The sequence below is a fragment of the Streptomyces antnestii genome, assembly GCF_004005495.1.
In the GTDB taxonomy this organism is placed as follows: domain Bacteria; phylum Actinomycetota; class Actinomycetes; order Streptomycetales; family Streptomycetaceae; genus Streptomyces; species Streptomyces antnestii.
The window spans coordinates 18,152-33,675 of sequence record NZ_RZYA01000030.1 but is presented as its reverse complement, the minus strand read 5'-3'; the positions used below and the strand labels follow the sequence as shown (position 1 = coordinate 33,675).

Sequence of the window (15,524 nt, the reverse complement as noted above, 5' to 3'; positions counted from 1 at the left end):
CTGAAGTGGAAACACTGCTACGGGTGGCGACCACACTGACCGCGCGACCGGACCACGCCGAGGAACTGGTACGCGACACCCTGCGGCGCGCATACGAGACATGCGACCGCTACGACGGCCACCAGCCCCGCGCGTGGCTGCTGACCCTCATGCGCCAGGCACGCACCGACCGGCAGAACACCGCCGGATCACCCGCGTTTCACGCCGTGGTCGACAACGCGCTGGCGGCCCTGCCCCTCACCTACCGCCAAGTGATCCGCCTGGTGGACATCGACGGCCTCTCGTACGCGGAAACGGCAGGGCTGCTGGGCGTGAGCGAGGCATTCGTGACGAGCCGCCTGCGCCGGGCACGCCGACGCATCCTCCTCCAGCTCAAAGCGGCCGGACTGGTGCCGGGCCGAGGTGAACGGTGAGCAAGCGGCCCAAGGAGGGACAGCCGGCCGAGCACGCGATGAACTGCACACAAGTGACCACAACCCTGCAGGCATACCTGGACGGACAGACCGACGAGGTCACCACCCGCCCGATGGCCGCCCACCTGCAGGACTGCCACCACTGCGGACTGGAAGCCGACACCTACCGCAAGATCAAAGACGCCCTGGCCTGCCGGGCACAGCCCGACACCGGCGCAGCCGACCGGCTCCGCGGCTTCGCCAAGGGCCTGCTGCGCCGTGCCGACAGAACACCACCGCATCAGGCACCCGGCGACTGACCTGCCCCGAGCCGCCCACACCGGCCCCGACCGACGGCAGAGGGAATGTGGCGGCGCTGTCGGCGGGTTTCCTGCATGCGGAAAGGCTGTCGTCGGGCGTCGACCCCGCGTACGTAGCGGTCCGGGACCCCGGCCGGGCGTGCCCGGGCGGGGCGGTCGTGCGCGCCCGTGCCGACGCCGACACGGCGGCCGGTCCGAGACCGAGGCGAGGTAGAGGTAGACAATGAGGCTGTGGCCGGGACGGCGGGACACGGCGCGGTGGACGACGGGCTGCGCCCCGGTGATCCGCGTCCTGCAAGCTCACCTGGACGGCGAAACGGACGAGGCCACCACCCAACAGGTGCTGGCCCACCTGGACGACTGCCACGACTGCCTGCTCGAGGCCGACCTGTACCGCGAGATCAAGAAGTCACTGGCCCGGCAGGAGAGGCCCGACCCCCGGGCGGTGGAGCGGCTGCGCGCATTCGGAGAGTCCCTGCTGGGCCCCGGCCCGGATGCCGAGGACGACCGCTCCCCAGCCGGTGACAGCCACCTGCCTCTGTAGCGATCCGGACACGTCCCCCGGAACACGGCGCTACGAGAACTACGGCCAAGCCGCCACTCGCCACGCACCCCCCACGTCACCGTGAACGTCACCGGCGACAGACCACACCCTTCGCCCTCTTCCCTGGCCGCTCACCCCAGCACCCACAGCACCGGCAGAGCGACGAGGAGGGAGTCGATCCGGTCGAGGAGGCCGCCGGAGCCGGGCAGCCACCGGCCGGCGTCCTTGGCGCGGGCGCCCCGCTTGACCATCGACTCCAGCAGGTCCCCGAGCGGGCCGCCGACCGCCACGGCCACCGCCGTCTGCCACGTCAGACAGGACAGCACGGCCAGCGTGAGGAGACCGGCCGCGGCCCCGGCCAGCGTGCCGCTCCACCGCTTGGCGGGCGACAGCGGGGAGAGCCGGGGGCCGCCGAGACGGGGCCCCACCGCGTACGCGACGATGTCGGCGATCGACACGGCCACGAACAGGACGAGGCCGAGGGCGCCGGACGGTACGAGGCCGGCCAGGGCGCCCAGCCACACGAGCCCCAGCAGGCCCGCCCCCAGGCGGCGCAGCCCGTGCTCCGCGTCGCCCGACAGCAACGGCACCCCGGCGATCGCGAGCGCCCCGGCCGCCGCGACCCGGAGCAGCTGTCCGGGGGCCAGCCAGGCGGTCAGGACGAGTGCGACGAGCGCCGCGCCCAGCATCGCCCGGTCCAGGGGCCCCAGCCGGAGCAGCCCGCCGAACTCCGCCACCGCGACCACACCGACCACGGCCGCGAGCACCGCGATCCCCGGCCGGCCGAGCCAGAACGCGGCGGTCACCAGGGGCACTGCGAGCGCCCACACGCACCAGCGGACCATCAGCTCACGGCGCCGGGTCGCCGCCACCGCGACGCCTGCGACCACAAGTGCCCCGCTGAGGCAGGGCACGAGAGCGGCGACCGTCACCGCCAGACCCGTCCCGGCGACCGTCGTCACCGCCAGGCCCTTCCCGGCGCGCCCGACAGCACCGCGGCCGGCGTGCGCAGCGCGTCCAGGGCGCTCCGGCACGCCGCCACGATCCGCGCGTTCTCCGCCGTGTCGCGGACGGCGATCCGCACGGTCCGCCCCTCGTACGCCGGGGACATCGGTGACAGGTCACGCAGGAACACGTCGTGCCGCCGGCACGCGTGCACCAGCCGCGCCGCGCTCGGTCCGTCCGGCGCCAAGGTCACCGTGAGGAAGTTCGCCACCCCCTCGTCGACCGACGAGAACCCGTCCAACTCCTTGAGGCTGTTGGCTAGTTGGCGGCGCAGCACAGGGGTGCGGGCCCAGCGCTCCGCGTAGTACGCCCCGTCGCGCAGCGCCGTCACGGCGGCCAGCTGGGCCGGCAGGCTCACGGGCCACGGCGGTGTCCAGCGCCGCAGCTCTCCGGCCGCCTCCGGGCAGGCCACCAGGTACGCGGCCCGCATCCCCGACAGCGCGTACATCTTCGACAGCGAGGTGCAGACCACGACCCGGGCGTCGGCCGAGGCGAGAGCGGCCAGCGAGTCCCCCGGATCGACATAGCCCAGGTACGCCTCGTCGATCCACCACCGGGTCCGCGCGGGCGAGGCCTCGATCACCGCGCGCAGCGCGTCGGCCGGGGCGTGGCGGCCGGTCGGGTTGTTCGGGTTGACCACCACCACGAGGTCGTACCGCCCGTCGCCGGTCGCTGCGGCGAGCCGGGCCGGGTCGAGCAGCCAGCCGTCCTCCCGGCGCAGCCGCAGCCGCTCCACCCGGCAGCCGATCACCCGCTCGGTGACATGGGCGTACTCCCCATAACCCGGATCGAGCAGGAGCACCCGGCTTTGGGGCGTCAGCCACCGGCCGAACGCGCGGAAGATCAGATCGGACGAGCCCGCCCCGACCACCAGCGACTGAACCGGCAGCCCGCGGACGGCGGCGATCTGGGCGAGCAGTCCCTCCGCGCCCGTCGGCGGCGAGGTCCGGGCCGCCCACCCCGGATCCTCGGACAACACCGCGCGGACCGCCGGGGACGGCGGGAACCAGGCATCCAGCACATCCGCCGCGACCACCTCGTGACGGCGGGCCAGGGTCCTAAAGTCCGTACCGATCGCGGAGAAGAACGCCCCGCCGTGCTCACAGCCGTCCGCACGCGGCGCGAAGGGCACATCGAGCCGCCAGTGAAGGCCCGCCCGCAACCGCTCCAGGATCCGGCCATGACGCTCCCGCGCCGTCCTCGTCAGCTCGGCCACGGAGCCGGTGAGGACCTCGAACGAGACCGCACCCGAGCGGACCGTGCGCCCCACCGGCCGCAGCCCGGCGGCGAGATACATGTCGAGCAACTCCGTGCGCCCCATCGCCACCACCCGGCGCCCGCCCCGCGCCGCGACCCAGCGCAGCGCCGCGTACATGAGCAGGGGCGCCGCCGCGGTGGACCGCCAGCGCTCCTCGACGGTCAGGACGCGGATCTCGAACGGCGCCTCCTCGGTCAGGACCGGCAGCTGATCGCGCGTCAGATACTTGTCGAGGGAGTAGCGGCCGACCCACGGCGGGGTGAGGCTGACGAACCCGATCCGCGTGTCGCCGCGCGCGGCCACGAGATACACGTTGTCGCCGTCGAGTCCGTCGCTCAACCGCCCGGACGGATGCACCGGATGCTGGCCCAGTTCCTGCGCGTACACCCGATGCCGCAGCTCGTGGATCCAGTCGTGATCACTGGGCGTGGCAGCGCGCAGCTGCAGGGCGTGGTTCATGCGTATGTCCCTCTGAGACGGTCCGGCGTTCGCGCCCCAGCATGGAGGAGTCCGGCAGACGGCACCTGAGTACGCGTACTCAGCCGGACGGCACAGGAGTGGGAAGCGGTCCAGGTCAGGGCCGAGTCCACGGGCAGGCGCCCGAACCACCGGCGCCGGCGGTGCCCCGGCACGGATGGTCGGCCGCACTTTCTTCCAACTCCTTGGGAAGCGCGTCCTGTTGTCGTGAGGGGCCCCAGTGGTGGACGTTCGAGGGGCAAAGCCCGTGGCCGGGCCCAACACCCCGCCGGGCACGCGGAGTTCGTCGCTTCGCCCAGCAACTTACTAGACCAGTCTGTATGTTGATTGTCATGGCACGCCGAACCGATACCAGGGAACGGGTACTGCGCACTGCCGCGACGCTGTTCCAGACGCAGGGTTACCACGCCACCGGGCTCAACCAGGTGCTTGCCGAGGGCGGGGCGCCGAAGGGGTCGCTCTACTTCCATTTCCCCGGCGGTAAGGAGCAACTCGCCTCTGAGGCGGTCTCGCTGGCCGGAGGTGAGATGTGCCGGCTGATCAAGGAAGCCCTCGACGCGGCCGAGGATCCCGCGGCTGCCGTCGAGTCCGTCGTGCACCACCTGGCCGATGCCCTGGTGGCGTCGGACTTCACCGCGGGATGCCCCATCGCGACGGTCGCGCTCGATGCCGCCGGACAGAGCGACACGATCAGGACCGCCTGCGAGAGCGTCTACCAGTCATGGACCGACGTGATCGCCGATTTCCTCGCCGGGCACGGGGCCGGCGCCGACCGGTCGTCGGCACTGGCCGTCGTCCTGGTCGCGTCGATCGAAGGCGGACTCCTGCTGGCCAGGACCCGACGGGACGTCGCGCCACTGCGCGCGGTGGGCGTCCACCTACGACAGACCATCGCGGAGGGCATACGATGAAAATCCACCACCTGAACTGCGGCACCTTGCGACCGTTCGGCCGTCGGCTCGTCAACGGGGCAGGCAGCCCGTTCAGTTGTGGCGAAATGGTCTGCCACTGCCTCCTGATCGAAACCGAACAGGCCTCGTACTCGTCGACTCGGGCATTGGGCACGACGATATCGAGCGGCCGGCGCAATCACTCGGCCGCCGGTTCCAGGCCGTGGCCAGGCCCGTCCTCGACACCGGCGAGACGGCGGTGCGCCAAGTGGCCGCACTCGGCTACGACATCGAGGATGTCCGGCACATCGTGCTCACCCACCTCGACCTCGACCACGCCGGCGGACTGCGCGATTTCCCGCCGGCCGCCTCATAGGTCCGGAGGTGGTCGTGCCGGACACGGTTGTGCCTGTCTCGGTCGTGCCCGACGCAGCCGCAGCCGGTGCGGCCACAGCGGTCAGGGCGCCACCGCCGACGAGCCCGCCGAACAGCCGCCGGGAGATGCCGTCACGGGCGTCGGCGGGCGTGGCGGCCCCGGAGGACAAGGAGGAGGTATCGGGTATACGCGGTAGGGGGAGCGCGCGAGGGCAGGGGCCGACCCGTCAGTGCGCGCGGACGCGCAGAAGTACGGAACGCGCGGCACGAAGGAGGAGGAGCCTGCGAAAGGCCAGAAAGACGAGAGAGATCTGCGGGGTCAGCGACAGATGGCGCTGGACTGCCGGCACAGATCGACATGGCGCCGCTCCACCAGCGCGGAGGCCGCGCACGGGTGATCAGCGGAAGCATTCATGATCAAGACCTTGCCCATGGGGCACTCGGGGTGTCAAGGGGGCGTCCGCACCGTGAGCGAGAAGATGTCTGTGTCCGCCGGTGACATACGCAAAGACGCGCCGCAGGGCCTGATCCTCTCCTGCCGAGGATCAGGCCCCGCCCACCCCGGCAGCGGTGTCACTTCGCACCGACATTTCCCGGCCCTGTGATCAACAAGTGCTGCCCAAACTCGTCAACACATGGTGTCGGTTCTCGGTTACGAAGCCAGGCGTTGGTACTCCGCCTACGACGATCAGTACATCGACGGGTCCGGCCTCGACGTCGACCACCGCGTCCCGCTCGCCGAGGCCTGGGACTCCGGCGCCTCCGCCTGGAGCGCGGCCGAACGGCAGGCGTATGCCAACGATCTCGGCGACGAGCGCTCCCTCATCGCTGTGTCGGCGAAGTCGAACCGCTCCAAGGCCGACCAGGACCCGTCCACCTGGATGCCACCGTTCGAGGGGCCAGATGTCCGGAACTGGTTCCCACATGAATGGCAATGCGTCGAACGTCGCAAGAAGCGTGACCAGATGGTTCCGACAGGGGTGTCCCAGAAGGTCAAGACCACCAGATCACCTCGCCACATCGGTTCCAACTATCGTGTCCCGGCTCACCTCATTGCACAGCGCGGCCGATGAGTTCGTGTCTCGCGGCCGGTCCAAGCTCGTGACACCTCAGGAAGGGAACCGCCATGTCGGAGCTTCTCGTCGACTTCATCACCTCCCTCGACGGCCATGCATCGGGAGAGGGATGGCCCGGGTTCTGGGGCCTCGAGGGCCCGGAGTATCTCGCGTGGCTCGGCGAGCAGCCCGAGGCCATCTACCTGATGGGAGCAAACACCTACCGCCTGATGTCGGGCTTCGCCGCAGGCGAGGTCCCGAATGGCCAAGGCGAGTTCAGGCCCGAAGAAGAGGCATCCGTCGACGAGCTCACGCAAGCGTCCAAGGTGGTGTTCTCCTCCTCGCTCGAGGAGCCACTGAAGTGGGCCAACTCCACGCTCGTCCGCGACGATGCCGTCGAGGCGGTCCGCGCCATGAAGTCGAGTGGCTCGGGGCTCCTCAGCACGATCGGCAGCCTCAGCCTGTGCCGGTCCCTGCTGCGTGCCGGACTCGTCGACCGCTTCCGGGTCGTGATGTTCCCGGTGATCACCGGGGCCACGGGTGAAGAACGCATCTACGACGGCTATCCGGACGTCGCCCTCGAGATGATCGGGCACCGCACCTTCGACGGCCGCATCCAGCTGGTCGAGTACAAGCCCCGCGTGCTCGAGCACCCCCCGCTCGACGTCCGTGCGTGACCTCGCCACGTCCGCCGGTCTGGACGGCCGCCAGGCCGGCGCCGACGGGCGCGAAGCAAGACCTCATAGGGTGCGGACGGTCAACGCCAGGACATCCGGTCCCCCTGACCCCGAGCCGTCGCAGGTCAGCCAGGCCGCAGTCCCTGCAAAGATCCAACTTCCGGATACAGATGCGTCGCTGGACGCTCTCCAGAGCAGAGCCTCGCGCGCTGGGCGCTCTGCATGGCCGATGGGGCCAACTGAAGCGCTCAGTCACACCTGCTGTTGTGACTGAGCGCTGTAGACGGCCCTGAGCGTTCCAGGTGTCCTGCCTGAGTGCCGGATGGCTGGGCTGTCGTCGCTTCAAGAGGGGCCCGAACGTGGGTGGCCAAGGCGACACTAGGCTCCGCGTCATGGCCAGTACATTCGGATTCACCTGCTCATACGGTGGTGCGCATCGCCCTGAACGGGAGATCGCCGCCGCGGTGCGGGCCTCCTCCCGCGAGAGTCAGAAGCCGTGACGACGGACAGCCGAGTGCCGCTGCCCTTTCAGTCGCCTGAAGGCTTGAGCCGACGAGCTCGGTACTTCGTTGAGGCGCACGGGCTGCGTGTTCCCCGCCGCGACCTCACGCTCTGTCGGGCGGTATGGCTTGAACGCGGGATACCCGCTGCGGAGATCGACCGGGCTGTGGCCTTTCAGGAGTGCTGGGGTGGCATCGCTCTGCCCCCCGCCCCCGCATACGAGGGCGGCCCGCGCGTTCTGGAAGCCGATGCGCCCGAAGGCTCGGGCGCGGACGGATGGCGGTTCCCGGCCGGTGGCTGTCGGGTCTCCATGGCTCACGGTTTCATGATCGGGCCGGGAGGCGAGTTCGGGATCGACGCCGACCGCTGGACACCCCTGCACGCCAGCACAGGGGGATGGGTGGAAGCTCTGGCGCTGGCCGATCACGCGGGCTACTGGGCGAAGACCATCACGAAGATCAAGGGCAGTGCCGTCGAAGAGCTGGACCTCGACGGATTCGAGCCGGTATCTGAAGTCCAGGGACTTGCTGACACCTGGTGGCGGGGCAAGGACTCGCTCATCGCCGTCTACCGCGGCGAAGCCTCAGGCTTTGATGCCCCCCACTGCCTAAGGGCCCACATCTACGGTGGACTCGATGCATGGGGCCTGGGCGGCACCTGACTCCCGAAGGCCAGGCTCCTCGTCTGCCCACCCGCTGAGCGCTCTACTTGGCCGTAAGGGCCAACTACGGCGCTCAGTCACAGCTGTGACTGAGCGCAACAGGTATCCAGGGACCTGCGGGAGACAGGTGGGCAGCCCCGGAATGTGGACCAGCTGCCCGCCTCGGCCCTCGGTCCGACCCGCTCCGGCACTCACACTCAGTAACCTCAGGCGGGGCGCTCGGCCATGACGACCAGACCCGGCCCGCTGAACTCATCTGCCGGGAGCCGAAGTTCGGCGACAGGGCGCAGTCCGGCCTGCTCGATCAAGCCGACGAACTGTTCCGGCCGCCATTTGTGCGTCGTCCAGCGGACGGACACACCTCCGTAGGCCTCCGTGCGCACCGCGTCCTCGTCGCCGACGTGCGTTCCGGTGATGAAGTGGCCGCCTGGCTTCAGGGCCCGCGTGAACAGGGCGAGGACCTGGGGAAGGACGTCGCGCGGGAGGTTGAACAGTGACCACCACCCGAGTACGCCGCCGAGGGACGCTTCTTCGAGGCTGAGGTCAGTGGCGGAGGCGACGCTGAAGCGGCAGTGCGGATACAGACGGCGGGCGTTTTCGATCATGCCGGGCGAGAGATCGACTCCGGACACGTCGAGTCCGCGTTCGGCGAGGTAGGCGGTCACCGTTCCGGGCCCGCAGCCGACGTCGAGGACAGGCCCGAGTTCGCTCACGGTGTCGGCGAAAGCGTCGATCGATGCCTTGAGCCAGGGATGGCGACGGATGTCGCCCATTCCTGTCGTCGCCACCATCTCTGCGTAGTTGTCGGCCACCCGGTCATAGGACTCGCGGACCGCGTCGAGATCGGCCGGTCGGTCAATTTGGTGTGTACGCATCAACCAACCATAGGGCGACGAGTTTGCTGGGGTAGGAGGTCAGACAACTCGGTTGGGTAGACAGGGCACCGCTGTGTCGCGGCCGAACGTCGCAGGCAGTGGCTCGGCTGGGGCAGTTGCTGCGCAGGTCGCCCGGAACTCGTTCACTTCGCATCGCAGACCCGGCGGGAAACCGCGGATACACCGGGAACGGACAGGTGAGCGGGAGCCACCTCTTCGGCCGCTACGCCTTCACCCGGCCGGCCACGCGCCCGGTCTGGGGCAGCTGCGTGATCCGCACACCGTTGGCGAGAACGACGACGGCGAGCAGGACTGACCGTCACCGACCAGTGCGCTGATGACCTTGCGCGTCACCACTTGGGTCAGCCGCTTCGCGGCGGTCGCAGCCGGTGCGGGTGGCCGGTGCGTTTGCGTCGGTCATGTCCCTCACCTGGCTTGTGGTGCGCTGTAGGAGAACTTGTACCCGGCGAAGTCAGCGACGTGGACGTACCCGATGCGCTGGTAGAGGGCATTGCTGGTGGGGTTGTCCGGGTCCGTGAACAGGACGACGTCTGTCGCGCCCGCGGCCCGTGCTACCCGGCTCGCCTCGACCGTCACGGCGCCCGCGCAGCCGCGGCCCCGGGGGTGGGCCGGGGTGTAGACGGGGTCCACCCGGACCACGCCGCCGAACTTCCTCCGCTCCGACCCCGCCACGGTGTGACTCACGACCCTGCAGGAGCACGCGCCGCACCTGCGGATGCCAGACGGGGGGCGGACGGACGGTGCCCGACCGCATGACGCCCCTTGAGCCGGGCGACCTCGACGACGCCCTGCTCCCTGCAGCCCGGGTCGGCAGCCGCGCGATGTCGCGGGAGCGTTGGCCGGTCGCAAAAATGCCGTTCTCGTCCGGCTCGGCCACCGTGCGACGGGCACCCCATCGACCGGATCGGCGTGCGCGGCGAACACCATCCGGCACAGCCGCGTCCACCCGCCCGCGTCCTGCGCGAGGAGCCGTGACGCGCCAGCGCGCCTCGACGACGTGCGCGCCGCCGCACACCGGCGTCCGCAGCCGCTCGGCCGGCCGCTGGGAGACGTGCCCGGGGTCGGGGACGGCTTCGACGGCGAGGTCGACGCCGAAGAGCGGCCGGATGCCGATGCTGTCCCGGCTCCCGGCGCGTAGGGCCGGGCGTCTGAGGTCCCTCACGCCTCGCTGCTCATCCCAGATGACCGCCGCGATCGCGGAAGCGACATGCTGCTCGACGCGTGGGGCGCGAGCGACGGGCACCCGGCGTACGTGACATCGACGGTGGCCGATGCCCTCGGGGTGCCCGCGCGGACGTTCCGCGAGTGGGGCACCGATCAGTGGAAGACGCCGCTGTAAGCATTGAGCGCCGGCTGTCCGCCCAGGTGTGCGTACAGGACGTTCGAGTCCTTGGGGATGTCGCCGTCCCGTACGAGGTCGATGAGTCCGGCCATGGACTTGCCCTCGTAGACCGGGTCGAGGAGGACGCCCTCCAGCTCGCCGGTCAGCCGGATCGCGTCCACGGTGGAATCGATCGGGATGCCGTAGCGGTCACCGGCCCAGCCCTCCAGGACAGTGATCTCGTCCTCGCGCAACTCCCGGCCGAGGCCGATGAGTTCGGCGGTGGCGCGGGCGATCTTCGTCACCTGGGCGCGGGTCTCGTCGATCTTCGCCGAGGCGTCGATGCCGATCACCCGGCGCGGCCTGTCCTGGCCGGCGAACCCGGCGATCATGCCCGCGTGCGTGCTGCCGGTGACGCTGCACACCACGACCGTGTCGAAGAAGACACCCAACTCGCGCTCCTGCTGCTGCACTTCGTACGCCCAGTTCGCGAAGCCGAGGCCGCCGAGCCGATGGTCGGAGGCGCCGGCAGGGATCGCGTACGGGGTGCCGCCCGAAGCGCGCACGTCCTCCAGGGCCTGCTGCCAGCTGTCCTTGAAGCCGATGCCGAACCCGGCCTCGACCAGGCGTACGTCGGCGCCCATGATCCGGGACAACAGGATGTTGCCGACCTTGTCGTTGACCGCGTCGGGCCACTCCACCCAGCTCTCCTGCACCAGCACGGCCTTCAGGCCCAACGTGGCGGCGACCGCCGCCACTTGACGGGTGTGGTTGGACTGCACGCCGCCGATACTGACCAGCGTGTCCGCGCCCTGGAGGAGCGCGTCGGGGATCAAGTACTCCAGCTTGCGGGTCTTGTTGCCGCCGAAGGCGAGACCGGAGTTGCAGTCCTCCCGCTTGGCCCAGACGCGCGGGCCGCCGAGGTGCCTGCTGAGCCGGTCCAGCGGGTGCACCGGGCTGGGACCGAACAGGAGGGGGTGGCGCTCGAAGTCGTTCAGGGACATGGGAACTCCTTGCGTGGGCGGGCCCGTCGGGCACCGGTCATCGGGGGTGCAGGGCGCGGCGGCGCAGCACGAACAGGCTGGTCAGGCTCGCCACGGCGGCGAACGCCACCCAGTAGCTGGGGGCCGCGGACTGCCCGGTCGTATCGAGCAGCCAGGCCGCGATCATCGGGGTGAAGCCGCCGAAGACGGTGACACCGATGTTGTAGCCCACCGCCATCCCGGTCGCGCGGGTCTCGGCCGGGAAGATGCCCGCCATGAGTGCGCCCATGGGACCGTAATAGCAGCCCTTGAAGAGCGCCATCACCATGACGACGCCGATCAGCAGGGCCAGCGAGGGCGCGGCCACGAGGAGCGCGAACATCGGGTAGATCAGCAGCAGGACCGCGCCCGCTGCCGGAATCATGATCGCGATCTGGCCCACCCGGTCGGAGAAGTGGCCCGCCACACTCGTCACCGCGAGCAGCACCAGACCACCGGCGAGCGCCGCGACGAATCCCGCGGAGTCCGGGAGGCCCAGGGTCTTCGTCGCGTACGTCGGGATGTACGTGATCAGGTAGTTGAGGCAGGTCGTCACGGCGAGCAGCCCGATGGTGAGCAGCACGCCGGCCTTGTGCTCGCGCAGCAGGGTGCGGATCGGCGCGCGGGTGGCTTCGGGCTCGGGAGCGGCGGCGGGCGGCTCGGGCACGTTGCGGCGGATGTACAGGCCCACGGGCGCCACGAGCAGACCGATGAGGAACGGGATCCTGAAGCCCCAGGAGGTGAGCTGGTCCTCGCTGAGCGTCGAGGTGAGCACGGTGCCGAGGAGGGCGGCCAGCAGTGTGCTGGCGGCCTGGCTGGTGAACTGCCAACTGGCCGCGAAGCCACGCCGGTTCGGCATGAACTCGACCATCAGGGCGGTCGCGCTGCCGAACTCGCCGCCCGCCGCGAAGCCCTGGATGAGCCGGGCGAGCAGGATTCCGACCGGCGCGACCACGCCGATCGCCGCGTACGACGGCATCACGCAGATCAGCAGCGTGCCCAGCGCCATCAACCCGATCGACCAGGTCAGCGCCGCCTTTCGGCCGGCCCGGTCGGCGTACGAACCCAGGACGAGGGCGCCGACGGGCCGGATCAGGAAGGAGACACCGAAGGTGCCCAGGGTGAGGAACAGGGCCAGTGCCGGGTCGTCATGGGTGAAGAAGACCTTCGACAAGTACGTCGCGAAGTAGCTGTAGACCGCGATGTCGTACCACTCCAGGGCGTTGCCGACGCACGCCGCGGTGATGATCTTCCCTGGGCTCGGGGTGGTGGTCGCCCGTGCCGTGGTCCTCGCTGGTGGCGCGCTCATGGGGCGTTCCCGTCGGTGGAAGGGGCGGCCGGAGGCCAGGTGCCGTGACCGGCGAGGTCGGCGAGATCCCAGAAGAGCCCGGCCATCACCTGGAGCGACTCGCGCACGAGCGGGGCGGGCAGATGCTCGTCGGGGGCGTGCTGGGAGCAGCCGGGGTAGGAGTGCGGAACCCACACGGTGGGCAGGCCGAGCCCGCAGGAGAAGGCGGAGTTGGGCAGCGATCCCGCCAGGTTGGGCAGGAGCGCGGGCGTCGTGCCGGTCGTGCGCTCCAGTGAGCCGAGCGTCCAGGGCACCCAGGGGTTGTCCGGGTCGAGCCGGGTCGCTTCCATGCCGTAGTCGGCGGTGACCTCGACCATGCCGAAGCCGTGCTCGTCGAGGTGCTTGCGCACCGCCCGTTCCACGTCGCACGACTCCAGGCCGACGACGAAGCGGAGCTGGCAGTGGGCGCGGGCGGCGCCGGGGATGGCGTTGGTGGGGTTGTCCGGCTGGCCCGTGGTCATGGCGAGGACCTCGATGGTGTTCCAGGCGAAGAGGCGCTCGTTCGGGGTGAGTCCCGGCTCGCCCCAGCCGGGGTCGGGCGTGGGCCCGTCGGTGCCGGCGGGGATGTCGGCGAGGGCCCGGCGCACCTCGTCGGGGATCCCGGCGGGGCGCAGGCCCTCGACGCGGATGCTGCCGCGGTCGTCGACGAGGCAGGCGATGGCGTTGGCCAGGACGGTGCCGGGGTTGCGCAGCAGCCCGCCCCAGTTGCCCGAGTGGTGGGAGCCCTCACGCAGGTCGAGGCGGAGGGTGAAGTTCACGGCGCCGCGGGAGCCGAGGAAGACGGTGGGCCGGTCCGTCGCGACGCGCGGCCCGTCGGAGCCGATGAGCAGGTCCGCAGCCAGCAGGTGGTCGCGCTGCTGCGCGCAGAACTCGGCGAGGCCGGGGGAGCCGAACTCCTCGCCGGTCTCCAGCAGTAGCACCACGTTGTAGCCGAGCCGCCCGCCGCGTTGCCCGATGACATGTTCCAGGGCGACGAGATTGACCAGGTGCTGCCCCTTGTTGTCGGCGACCCCGCGCCCGTACCAGCGCTCGCCCTCGACAGTGAGCCGCCAGGGATCGAGCCCGGTGCGCCATCGGTCGGGGTGGCCCGGCTGCACGTCCGCGTGTCCATAGGTGAGAAGCGTGGGCAGGCCCTCGGCCTCGGTGCGGCGGGCTACCAGGAACGGGTGGCGGGCGGAGACGGGGTTCCCCGCGATGTCGACGGCGAACCCCATGCGGTCGAGGCGGGGCGCGACCTCCTCGGCCAAGTAACGGCGCAGCGCGGGCTCCTGGCCCGGGTCGTGGCTCTCGGTCGGGACCGCGACGAGGCGCGTGAGTTCCTCCAGAAACGTCCCGGAGTCGAAGTGGTGTGCGGCGCTGTCGATCGCGTCCTGTCTGCTCATGGGCCATGACGGTGGCACCGCACGGGAGGGGCCAACAAGGGGCGGCGGGACGTCCGGCGGTGACAATATGGGAACGCGTGCGTTGCCGTCGCGGCAACGCACGCGTCGATGGCGAAGGCGCAGGGAGACACATCCGATGCCACTGGTCGACCCGGCCCTGAAGTACTTCATCGCCGTCTTCGAGACGGGCTCGGTGAACGCGGCGGCCCGCCGCCTCTACGTCGCGGGCTCCGCGGTGAGCCGTCAACTCGCCCGGCTGGAAAAGGAGGTGGGCGCCCCGCTCTTCGAGCGCCTGCCCAGCGGGGTCACCGCCACCCCGGCCGGGCGCGCGTTCGCGGGCTTCGCACGGCGGGCGATCCAGGACGCCGAGGCGTTCACCGAAGAGGTACACCAGCGCCGGACGACGCGGGCGGTCATCACGGTCGCCGCCACGATCGGTGTCACCCACCACCTGCTGCCCGACGTCGCGGCGGGCTTCCACGCGGAGCACCCGGAGGCCCGCGTCATCCTGCACGTGGCACGGCCGACGGAGGCGACGCAGATGGTGGCGGAAGGCATCGCCGACCTCGGCGTCACCTTCAACATCGCGCTGCCGGCGGGTGTCTCGATCCGCTACACGCAGGAGGCCCCGCTCTGCGCGATCGTCCACAGGGGCCACCCGCTGGCCGGCAAGGCGACGGTATCGGTGCGCGACCTCGTCCAGCACCCGGTGGCCCTGCCTTCGACCGACACGACGAGCCGCCTCCTCCTGGAGGCCTCGGCGGCGGCCCACCAGCTCACGGTCGAGGGCGTCTTCGAGTGCACCACGGTGGACGCACTCCTGCGTTTCGTCCGCGCCAGCAGCGCGGTCACCCTGGCCAGCCGCGTCACCCTGGGCCCCTCCGACCGCCGCGCCCTGGCCGCCGTCCCCCTGGAAGAGAAGGAATTTCGCCAGCGCACCCTCCAGGTCCAATGCCGAGCGGGCCGCGAACTACCGCCTGCGGCGGCGGACTTCATGGACCGGGTGATCGACGCGCTGGGGCATCGGGCGGTGTGATGCGCACACCCGCAGCACACCTCTGGCGGCACCCTGACACGGAGGTCCGCCCGTCGCCGGTCGGCGTCGGCGACCAACGACCGCGCCGGCATCGCTCTACACAGCGACGTGTTCGCACTTCCTCATCGGCGGCCGAGTCGTCGTGGGGTGCTGGGCGGCGAAGCCTGCAGAGCCACGAGACAGCAGCCGACCGGCTGATAGCCACACCCGGCACCCCTGGGCGACCCAACCTACGAATGGCTCGATCAACCTGGTTAAGAAGGTAGAGCCGACTGAGACCCCCGCCGCCGGGCGCTTGGAGGTGATTGACAGGCGACAGGGCCATGGACTCTCGCATCGCTGCGCGGAGCGACGATTTGCGCTG

Annotated in this window: 17 protein-coding genes and 2 pseudogenes; 11 read left to right on the top strand and 8 right to left on the bottom strand. The window is 70.5% G+C overall.

The annotated features are described in order from the left end of the window. Positions 1–23: 23 nt before the first annotated feature. From EOT10_RS37845 to EOT10_RS37835, 3 genes are all read left to right on the top strand, one after another. Positions 24–413, top strand: coding sequence for an RNA polymerase sigma factor (locus EOT10_RS37845; protein ID WP_262985470.1), 390 nt, complete (start codon positions 24–26; stop codon positions 411–413). Next, positions 410–712 (top strand): anti-sigma factor family protein, encoded by a 303-nt coding sequence (locus EOT10_RS37840; RefSeq protein WP_223281446.1) that lies wholly within the window; start codon positions 410–412, stop codon positions 710–712. The genes EOT10_RS37845 and EOT10_RS37840 overlap by 4 nt, the downstream gene beginning before the upstream one ends. A 223-nt stretch (positions 713–935) precedes the next feature. Further along, entirely contained in the window at positions 936–1,256 is a 321-nt protein-coding gene (locus EOT10_RS37835) for a zf-HC2 domain-containing protein (RefSeq protein WP_127832925.1), read from the top strand. A gap of 131 nt (positions 1,257–1,387) precedes the next feature. Here the strand turns inward: EOT10_RS37835 and EOT10_RS37830 are convergent, their stop codons facing one another. Next, a complete protein-coding gene (locus EOT10_RS37830) occupies positions 1,388–2,128 on the bottom strand; it encodes a phosphatidate cytidylyltransferase (RefSeq protein ID WP_127832971.1) in 741 nt (246 codons plus the stop codon). Positions 2,129–2,214: 86 nt separating this feature from the next. After that, positions 2,215–3,978 carry a pyridoxal phosphate-dependent aminotransferase gene (locus tag EOT10_RS37825; protein WP_127832924.1) on the bottom strand — a complete coding sequence of 588 codons (1,764 nt, stop codon included), beginning with the start codon at positions 3,976–3,978 and terminating at the stop codon, positions 2,215–2,217. Between the two features lie 350 nt (positions 3,979–4,328). Between EOT10_RS37825 and EOT10_RS37820 the strand changes: the two genes are divergently transcribed. Both EOT10_RS37820 and EOT10_RS43315 read left to right on the top strand, forming a co-directional pair. Next, complete coding sequence (locus tag EOT10_RS37820; protein WP_127832923.1) at positions 4,329–4,907, top strand: TetR/AcrR family transcriptional regulator; 579 nt, start codon at positions 4,329–4,331, stop codon at positions 4,905–4,907. 202 nt (positions 4,908–5,109) lie between these two features. After that, positions 5,110–5,262, top strand: coding sequence for an MBL fold metallo-hydrolase (locus EOT10_RS43315; protein WP_223281445.1), 153 nt, complete (start codon positions 5,110–5,112; stop codon positions 5,260–5,262). Between the two features lie 318 nt (positions 5,263–5,580). Here EOT10_RS43315 and EOT10_RS43310 read toward each other — a convergent pair whose 3' ends face one another. Further along, positions 5,581–5,676, bottom strand: a complete 96-nt coding sequence (locus EOT10_RS43310) for a putative leader peptide (RefSeq protein ID WP_431313365.1) — start codon at positions 5,674–5,676, stop codon at positions 5,581–5,583. 253 nt (positions 5,677–5,929) lie between these two features. Between EOT10_RS43310 and EOT10_RS37805 the strand changes: the two are divergent. The 3 genes and pseudogenes from EOT10_RS37805 to EOT10_RS37795 form a co-directional block, all read left to right on the top strand. Continuing rightward, positions 5,930–6,211, top strand: a pseudogene (locus EOT10_RS37805) (GmrSD restriction endonuclease domain-containing protein); the annotation flags it as partial. Between the two features lie 176 nt (positions 6,212–6,387). Continuing rightward, complete coding sequence (locus tag EOT10_RS37800) at positions 6,388–6,993, top strand: dihydrofolate reductase family protein (protein WP_127832921.1); 606 nt, start codon at positions 6,388–6,390, stop codon at positions 6,991–6,993. A 496-nt stretch (positions 6,994–7,489) separates the two neighbouring features. Further along, on the top strand, positions 7,490–8,155 hold the full coding sequence (locus EOT10_RS37795) for a hypothetical protein (protein WP_223281444.1): 666 nt from the start codon (positions 7,490–7,492) through the stop codon (positions 8,153–8,155). Between the two features lie 206 nt (positions 8,156–8,361). On the opposite strand, the gene EOT10_RS37790 is transcribed toward EOT10_RS37795, so the two are convergent. Together EOT10_RS37790 and EOT10_RS37785 are read right to left on the bottom strand one after the other, a co-directional pair. Further along, positions 8,362–9,030 (bottom strand): class I SAM-dependent methyltransferase, encoded by a 669-nt coding sequence (locus EOT10_RS37790; RefSeq protein ID WP_127832920.1) that lies wholly within the window; start codon positions 9,028–9,030, stop codon positions 8,362–8,364. A 426-nt stretch (positions 9,031–9,456) separates the two neighbouring features. Then, a pseudogene (locus tag EOT10_RS37785) lies at positions 9,457–9,696 on the bottom strand (GNAT family N-acetyltransferase); the annotation flags it as partial. A gap of 190 nt (positions 9,697–9,886) precedes the next feature. Here EOT10_RS37785 and EOT10_RS37780 point away from each other — a divergent pair. Both EOT10_RS37780 and EOT10_RS42730 read left to right on the top strand, forming a co-directional pair. After that, on the top strand, positions 9,887–10,189 hold the full coding sequence (locus tag EOT10_RS37780) for a hypothetical protein (protein WP_127832919.1): 303 nt from the start codon (positions 9,887–9,889) through the stop codon (positions 10,187–10,189). A 69-nt stretch (positions 10,190–10,258) separates the two neighbouring features. Then, the gene (locus EOT10_RS42730; protein ID WP_262985468.1) at positions 10,259–10,390 is read left to right on the top strand and encodes a hypothetical protein; all 132 of its coding nucleotides are present in this window, start codon (positions 10,259–10,261) and stop codon (positions 10,388–10,390) included. Here the strand turns inward: EOT10_RS42730 and EOT10_RS37770 are convergent. Genes EOT10_RS37770 through EOT10_RS37760 form a run of 3 tightly spaced genes read right to left on the bottom strand, consistent with a single transcriptional unit; the run spans position 10,369 to position 14,124 of the window. Then, positions 10,369–11,376 (bottom strand): 1-aminocyclopropane-1-carboxylate deaminase, encoded by a 1,008-nt coding sequence (locus EOT10_RS37770; RefSeq protein ID WP_127832918.1) that lies wholly within the window; start codon positions 11,374–11,376, stop codon positions 10,369–10,371. The genes EOT10_RS42730 and EOT10_RS37770 overlap by 22 nt on opposite strands. A gap of 37 nt (positions 11,377–11,413) precedes the next feature. Beyond that, positions 11,414–12,703, bottom strand: coding sequence for an MFS transporter (locus EOT10_RS37765; RefSeq protein WP_127832917.1), 1,290 nt, complete (start codon positions 12,701–12,703; stop codon positions 11,414–11,416). Beyond that, on the bottom strand, positions 12,700–14,124 hold the full coding sequence (locus EOT10_RS37760) for a M20 family metallopeptidase (protein ID WP_127832916.1): 1,425 nt from the start codon (positions 14,122–14,124) through the stop codon (positions 12,700–12,702). Before EOT10_RS37760 ends, EOT10_RS37765 begins: the two co-directional genes overlap by 4 nt. A 136-nt stretch (positions 14,125–14,260) precedes the next feature. Here EOT10_RS37760 and EOT10_RS37755 point away from each other — a divergent pair, with 136 nt between their 5' ends. Beyond that, a complete protein-coding gene (locus EOT10_RS37755; RefSeq protein WP_189492626.1) occupies positions 14,261–15,160 on the top strand; it encodes a LysR family transcriptional regulator in 900 nt (299 codons plus the stop codon). Positions 15,161–15,524 lie beyond the last annotated feature (364 nt).